We start from the raw sequence: 7245 nt of genomic DNA, 5'->3' as shown, positions 1-7245 counted from the left end.
TTGAAGACCGATGTAGACCACAGACAGGTCAAAGGTCTTTTTACTGACGATGATAATTCCGATGAAATCTACAGACCCTATAAAAACATCATCGAGCGTTTCTTTGGCACCTATAAAGCTCATTACAAGCGTCATAAAAGCTTTAGTTCCTTTGATGGTGCTCTTGCTCATATAACTTTATATCAGCTTTATTTTAACTATATAAAGCCTCATAGCTCTTTTGATAACAAAGCTCCTCTAGTAGTTGAAGATTCAAGAGGTCAGCCCATTGAATCCTGGGCTCAACTTATCAGGTGGATCAACAAAACTGATAAGTAACTAGATATTTTTTCTGAATAACTTTTAGAAAATCCTGTTTAAGTCTTTTAGATTTCTATATTTATTTGATTCCATTTTTTAGCATTATTTACATCTTCAAACTTTTGACATTCTTAAGTTTTTCATTATAATTAAAATTAGTGGTGCTCTATTACTATTTACTTACATTTTATGGTAACTATCATATTTTATTTGACGTTATCAATTCTAATGCTGCTTTTAAGCTTTTTATAATAAATATGACAATTTTAAAAATACCTAAAATAAGTGGTGTTGCTGAAACAGCAAATAAATTTTTTTGATATAATCATAATAACCCACAATATCTAGAAATACTATGTATATATTGATTATACCTAGAACCTCAAGGTAAATCAAGGTTATAACCTTGATTAAATCTATATACCTGAATTCGTGATACTATCCGAGTGAAAAGCTAAAAATAACAAGGTAAACTACTATCGATAACTTCTCTAAAAAAAGACTTAATAAGGTTAAAATACCTGATATTGATGAACCCCTTGATTAAAAATCATTAAAGAAGAAACTGTCTCTTTACTTAAGACGGTTGACTCTGATTTTAATATCTATTATGAAAACAATATACCTTTAGACCTGGATGATAGCCCTTTTGATAATTCTAAAACACTCACAGATGAAGAGGATCAACTTAATCTGGCCCCCCGTCCCCGCGATATAGAACTCGATATTTTGAGATTTAGGGAGCAGCTCAGCTTGCAGAAACCGGACTTATATTTAAAAGGGGCTGTACAAAAACGAAAAGCGGGCGGGGAGGATGTCAATACAGTAAAAATCCCTTTAAAAAGTGTTATAATAATATAATTTAAAGGGATTTTTGTTTATTTTTAATTCTGCCTTATTTACTTTAAGGTCGATTATATTTTGGGATCCAGCATATCTCTTAATCCATCCCCCAGCAGATTAAAGGCAAGTACTGAAATAAAGATTGCCATACCGGAAGAAAGTGCAATCCACGGTGCCTGATCCAGATAGCCCTGTCCGGTACTCAGCATAGTTCCCCAGCTTGGAATAGGCGGCTGTGTACCCAGCCCCAGATAACTCAGGCTTGCTTCTACAATTATACCTGATGCAATACTCAGAGTTGCCTGAACCAGAATTGGACTCATAATATTGGGTAAAATATGCTTAAATAAAATTCTGATATCTGACATACCCAGTGATTTTGCTGCCTCAACAAACTGTGCTTCTTTAATAGAAAGAACTTCCCCTCTTACAAGTCTTATATACCTAGGTGTAAATATGATACCAATAGCTATCATTGCATTTTTTAAACCTGCTCCCATAATGGCACTCAGAGCCAGGGCCAGAACAAGTGAAGGAAGAGACATCATTGCATCTGTAAATCTCATAATCACAAATTCATCTAGAAATCCCCTGTAATAACCAGCAATTAAGCCGATGGGAATACCAACCGCTAGAGCAATCAAGACAGAAATTAATCCTGCAGACAGAGAAACACGAATCCCATAAATAAGTCTGCTGAACACATCTCTGCCTAAATCATCGGTACCCAGCAGGTGATTTTCTCCCGGACCTTTAAGAAAATTTACATAATCTGGCTCACGCGGATCATATGGTGCAATAAGTGGAGCAAATATAGCCAGCAGTACTTCCAAAAATATGACAGCTGCTGCAATTAAAGCAAGTTTGTTTCTTTTAAATTTATTCCACATTATTCCCCACCTCCAATAGATATTCTTGGATCAAGGAAGGAATAAGTTATATCAACTGCCAAATTAACAAAAATAACCATTATCGCCATTATTAAAATTGAACCCTGCAGCATCGGGAAATCACGATTAAAGATAGACTGAACAACCAGCCTGCCAAATCCAGGTATAGCAAAAATCTGCTCTGTAATTACAGCTCCACCTAAAAAAGCTGACATCTGCAGGCCAATAACCGTTACTACAGAAATAAGTGAATTTCTGACAGCATGTTTTAATATAACAACAAATTCGGGAAGTCCTTTGGCCGCTGCAGTTCTAACATAATCTGACTGAAGCACATTCAGCAGGCTGGAGCGCATCATTCTCATTGTCACAGCAGCCATTCTTATGCCGAGAGAAAGTGAAGGCATAATCATCAGTTTTAAATTCTGTGATAAATCTTCAAATGGAGAAATATAACCAGATGGTGGTAGAATTTTAAATTGAACAGCAAAAAGATATATTAGCAAAATGCCCACCCAAAAACTGGGCATAGATATACCTCCAAGTGCTATCAGGGTACTGGAATAATCAAAAACCGTACCTTTTTTTACGGCAGAAATAATACCTGCCGGTATAGCAATCACAATGGATATTAAAATACCTAAAAGTGCAAGTTCTAAAGTGATGGGTATTTTTTTAAATATTGCTTCTGCTACACTGCGGTTGTCTCTGATAGAAGTTCCAAGATCACCTTTGACCACATTTTTTAGCCAGCTGAAATACTGAACAACCAGAGGGCGGTCAAGTCCCATTCTGGCACGCAGTGCCTCCAGTGCCTCAGGAGAGGCCTCCTGCCCCAGCATCATCAGGGCAGGATCTCCTGGAGTTAAGTGTATTAGCGAAAAAATCAGTACTGTAACAAGTAATAAAACAGGTATCATCATTATTATTCTCTGTATTAAATATCTACTCATAAATCTACTCCTATACTCAACTTAATTTAGTTTATACATAACTCGGTTTATTTAACTCGGTTTATTATTGACAAATACTAAATATAGCCTGCAAATCCAGTTTTACTCTGTTTTTATATCACTTTATTTTTAAGCAAAACAATCTCAGTTAATCTACCCAAACTTCATGCAGCCTCATAAGACCGTCAGGATATGGTGTAAATCCATTTACTCTATTTTTGTGTGCTTTTAGTTCTTTAGGGTGATATACAAATATATATGGAAGTTCTTTATCCAGATATTCTACTACCTTTCCATATAATTCTTTTCTTTTTGCTGGATCACTTTCTATTCTGGCAGCATCAAGCAGTTTATCTACCTCTGGATTGGAATAATTGCTCTGATTCATTGAACCTTCACTGTGAAAAAATCTATAGGTGTTTCCATCAGGATCTACTCTTCCACTCCAGCCAACTAAAACAGCCTGATAGTTTGTAGCCATAAGGCGGTCTATCAGAGTACCAAATTCCAGCAGTTCAATATTAACTTTTATTCTTACCTGTGAAGCCATAGACTGAATCAGCTGTGCAGTCTGTTTTGCAGTAGGTTCTGGTGATACAAGCATATTAAATTCATATCCATCTGCTTTTCCAGCTTCTTTAAGCAGTTCTTTTGCTTTTTCAGTGTTAACCTGAACCACTTCTCTGCTCTCATCATGTACTGATGTTCCAGGAGGAAAGGGGCTGTGGGCCGGAAATGCTGCTTCTCCAAAAACAACATTCACTATTGCATCACGGTTAATACTGTAATTTAGTGCCTGTGTCAGTGCATCACTGCTGAAAGGTTCTACAGCTTTATTGATCCAGATTCCCTGAAATCCAAGTCCACTAACTGTGCTGACTTTTATACTGTCATCTTCGGCTAATTTTTCTATATCTTTGGGTGGAACTTCATCTATCAAATCCAGCTCTCCTGAAGTTAAATTTACAAGCCTCACATTACCATCAGTAAATGGTTTATAAATAACTTTATCCAGATAGGGAAGACCTTCCTGCCAGTAATTTTCATTTTTTTCTAAAACTATCCTGTCCTGCATTTCTCTTTCTACAAATTTAAAAGGACCTGTGCCAACAGGATGGGACGGAAAGTTTTCTCCATATTTTTCCAGAGCCGCTGGAGAAATCATCATTCCTGCTCTATCAGTTAGTGTACTCAAAAATGGGACATATGCTTTAGAAAGTTTAAGGCTGATTGTATATTCGTCAACCACCTCTATTTCTTCAATTAAATCCAGATCACTTTTACGTGGAGAACCAAGTTCTGGATCAAGCATTCTTTCAAAATTAAATTTAACTGCTTCTGCGTCAAAATCTGTTCCGTCATGAAAAACCACATTATCGCGAAGATAAAAAATATATTTTGTACCATTCTCACTTATTTCCCAATCTTCTGCCAGTCCTGGTTTAATATTTAGTTCAGGATCAAGTTTCAGCAGGCTGTCATATAAACTCATAAAAACCTGTCTGTCCACTCTGGTTGTTGACATGTGTGGATCCAGCATTGGTGGGTCATCATCAAGTCCAACAAGCAGTGTACCCCCATTCTGTGGTGCTGCTGCAGTCAGAGAAAAACTGATACTTAAAACAATTAATAAAATTATTAACTTTTTCATCAATTACTCACTCCTAACTTCTCATTTTAATTTTATAAATATCCTGCTAAATTTGCCTTTCTTTTCCCTCAACCAGACACTATTTTAATTGTTTATTAGTTTTTTCACCCCCATGATTTTTTTATTTTATTTTTAAGTATAACAGAAATTGAAATTAACGTAAAGAAAAAAGAGCCGGAATCCCGACTCTTTTTAATAACCCTCTGGAACAATTTCTATATTATCCCAGGCTGCAAAAATAATATCTTTAAATCTTTTTGTATCAATTATTGTTGACGGAAGGTTTATAACCGCAGCATCTGCAAGCTTACCATCTGTTTTTTCTGTTTTGATCCTGCCATTTTTAAGATCTTCCGCTGTAGAGACCAACTTACACTTATTATACAAAAACAGTTCTGGGGCTATCATATAAACTGCAGGTACAACATCCCACATATAAAATCCAGACAGACCAATTATTTCTGACGAATACTGGTACCAGTCTGAAATTTTATCTTTTATATATGCACGCACAGGCTTATTCTGTGAACGACCAACTCGGTGCCATGATTTTTCCCCAAATCTTGCCGCCAGACAGAGATTACCGGTCATCAGTGCAACCGGTACATCTGCTTGCAAAACTTTTTCGGCTGCCTCAGGGTCACAGGACAGGTTTAATTCGGGAATTATCTCACTGCTAATATTGAGAGGATCTGTTGTACCACCCATAACAATAATTTCTTTTACATTTTTAAAAAAATTGCTGTCTTTTTTCCAGGCAGTATACAAATTTGTAAGTGCGCCTGCTGCAATAATTGTTATTTCTCCTTTGTTTTCAGCTGCTTTTTCAGCCATAAAATCAGCTGCTTCTGTATCAAAATCTCCTGGTCCTTCTGCTCCCTTCAAATGCGGAATTCTGCCTTTTAAAGAAAAATCCTGAAGCATTTTTTCAGTGACTTCAAAAGTTCTGTTTAGAGAACTATTGCCAAAAACACTGCTGATACCCATCAGATCTATGTCCTTTCTGCCGAGGAGAAAAAGAAAAGCCAGTCCGTCATCAACTTCTTTCTTTTTTAGTCCCAGTGTGTTATCACAATCAAATATAACCTTTTTCATTTTATCCTCCTCTTAGATCTATTTATTTCCGTGTATATTTAATATTCTTTTAAATTTCCGCATTTATTAATAATGTTCAACAGAAAACAAAAAATCCCTTCATCATATATATCAAAATATATTTCAAATTAGTTTACCTTTAATTTATTATACTTATTTTTTATCTATTATTAAGTGGCAAATCTGCCTGCAAAATGTATAATAAGGAGATATATTTTAAGTTAGTTCCAGAATTAAAGCTGAAAGAAGTTTAACTCCGTTAATCAAGTCCTGTTCACCAATATCAAATTTCCTGGTGTGGTGCCCTCCCTTAAGATCTGTACCAAGAGCAATATAGCAGCCTTTCCCACCTCTCTGTTCAACCCTTTTAAGGAAATAAGTGAAATCCTCACTCCCTCCCAGATTCATTTTCTCATTATGTACTTTTTCGAAGACTTTTATATTTAAGGCTGCATTTTTAACTGCTTTTATTAATTCCTCATCACTTTCTCCACTTTCCGCACCACCCATTGCTTTAACTTCAATTTGAAGATCATACATATGCGCCGATGATTCTAAAATCCTTATCGCATTATCATAAATATAATTATTCAGTTCAGAACTTGCTCCCCTGCTTTCTATAACAAGATGAGCATCAGATGCTATAACATTTCTCCCTGATCCTGCTTTCATTTTGCCAACATTAATTCTTGTTACTCCTTTACTACTGCGGGAAATGGCATGAAGGTTCAAAGCTGCATTTGCTGCAGCAAGTAAAGCATTTTTTCCTTCTTCCGGTTTTGCCCCTGCATGAGCCGGTCTTCCAGAAAAAAATGCATCAAATTTCGAAGTAGCAAGAAATCCTTCACTGCCAGGGTAAAGTTCTCCCCCCGAATCAGCTTCAAGTCCAAGATGCAGACCAAAAATAAAATCTACATCATCAACAATACCAGATTCAGCCATTGATTTTGCTCCTCTAACACCTTCTTCTGCAGGCTGAAATATAAGTTTTATCTTGCCGGAAAATTTTTCTCTATTGTTCATCAAAACTTCAGCCAGTCCAAGTCCAATAGAAGTGTGGCCGTCATGTCCACAGGCATGCATGGCATTTTCGTTTACAGAAGCAAAACCTTCTTTAAAAGGTAAGTGGTCTTCATTAGTACTCTCTGTTATATCTACAGCATCCATGTCAAATCGAAATGCTGTTACCGGGCCAGCACCATTATCCAGTTCAGCAACAACACCTGTAAAACCACCCTTCATAGCCTGAACATATTCTTCTTCTGCTCCCTGTTTGATAGCTCTCTGATAGTGTTTTTCCAAATCTTCTTCGCCAGGCAGCCCCATTCTGCTCTTCTCGCCAAAAACTTCTCTTCCATATTTAATATCATAACCGAGTTTATCTAAATAGGCAGCAGCACGGGATGCAGTTCTAAATTCAGTCCATCCTGTTTCAGCATATTTATGAAAATCACGCCTGTATTTTATGATTTTCTTTTCCAGTTCTTCCCACTTAGCCTGATTATCATACATA

Annotated in this window: 6 protein-coding genes; 1 reads left to right on the top strand and 5 read right to left on the bottom strand. The window is 36.4% G+C overall.

Annotation, left to right across the window (positions count from 1 at the left end):
- On the top strand, positions 1–318 hold a 318-nt coding region (locus tag DER71_RS02155; RefSeq protein ID WP_114474245.1), incomplete at its 5' end, for an integrase core domain-containing protein.
- 896 nt (positions 319–1214) lie between these two features.
- Here DER71_RS02155 and DER71_RS02150 read toward each other — a convergent pair.
- The 5 genes from DER71_RS02150 to DER71_RS02130 all read right to left on the bottom strand — a co-directional run bounded on the left by DER71_RS02150 (position 1215) and on the right by DER71_RS02130 (position 7244).
- Positions 1215–2033: an ABC transporter permease gene (locus DER71_RS02150; RefSeq protein ID WP_114474244.1), complete on the bottom strand. Its 819-nt coding sequence runs from the start codon at positions 2031–2033 to the stop codon at positions 1215–1217.
- Positions 2033–2986, bottom strand: coding sequence for an ABC transporter permease (locus DER71_RS02145; RefSeq protein WP_114457416.1), 954 nt, complete (start codon positions 2984–2986; stop codon positions 2033–2035). Before DER71_RS02145 ends, DER71_RS02150 begins: the two co-directional genes overlap by 1 nt.
- A gap of 148 nt (positions 2987–3134) precedes the next feature.
- Positions 3135–4637 (bottom strand): ABC transporter substrate-binding protein, encoded by a 1503-nt coding sequence (locus DER71_RS02140; protein ID WP_114474243.1) that lies wholly within the window; start codon positions 4635–4637, stop codon positions 3135–3137.
- A gap of 192 nt (positions 4638–4829) precedes the next feature.
- A complete protein-coding gene (locus tag DER71_RS02135; protein WP_114457414.1) occupies positions 4830–5732 on the bottom strand; it encodes a nucleoside hydrolase in 903 nt (300 codons plus the stop codon).
- A gap of 216 nt (positions 5733–5948) precedes the next feature.
- Positions 5949–7244 carry an amidohydrolase gene (locus DER71_RS02130; RefSeq protein WP_114457413.1) on the bottom strand — a complete coding sequence of 432 codons (1296 nt, stop codon included), beginning with the start codon at positions 7242–7244 and terminating at the stop codon, positions 5949–5951.
- Position 7245: the final 1 nt, after the last annotated feature.

Origin of the sequence: Halanaerobium sp. DL-01 (genome assembly GCF_003338615.1) — a bacterium.
In the GTDB taxonomy this organism is placed as follows: domain Bacteria; phylum Bacillota; class Halanaerobiia; order Halanaerobiales; family Halanaerobiaceae; genus QPJE01.
This window is presented reverse-complemented; position numbering and strand designations above follow the sequence as displayed.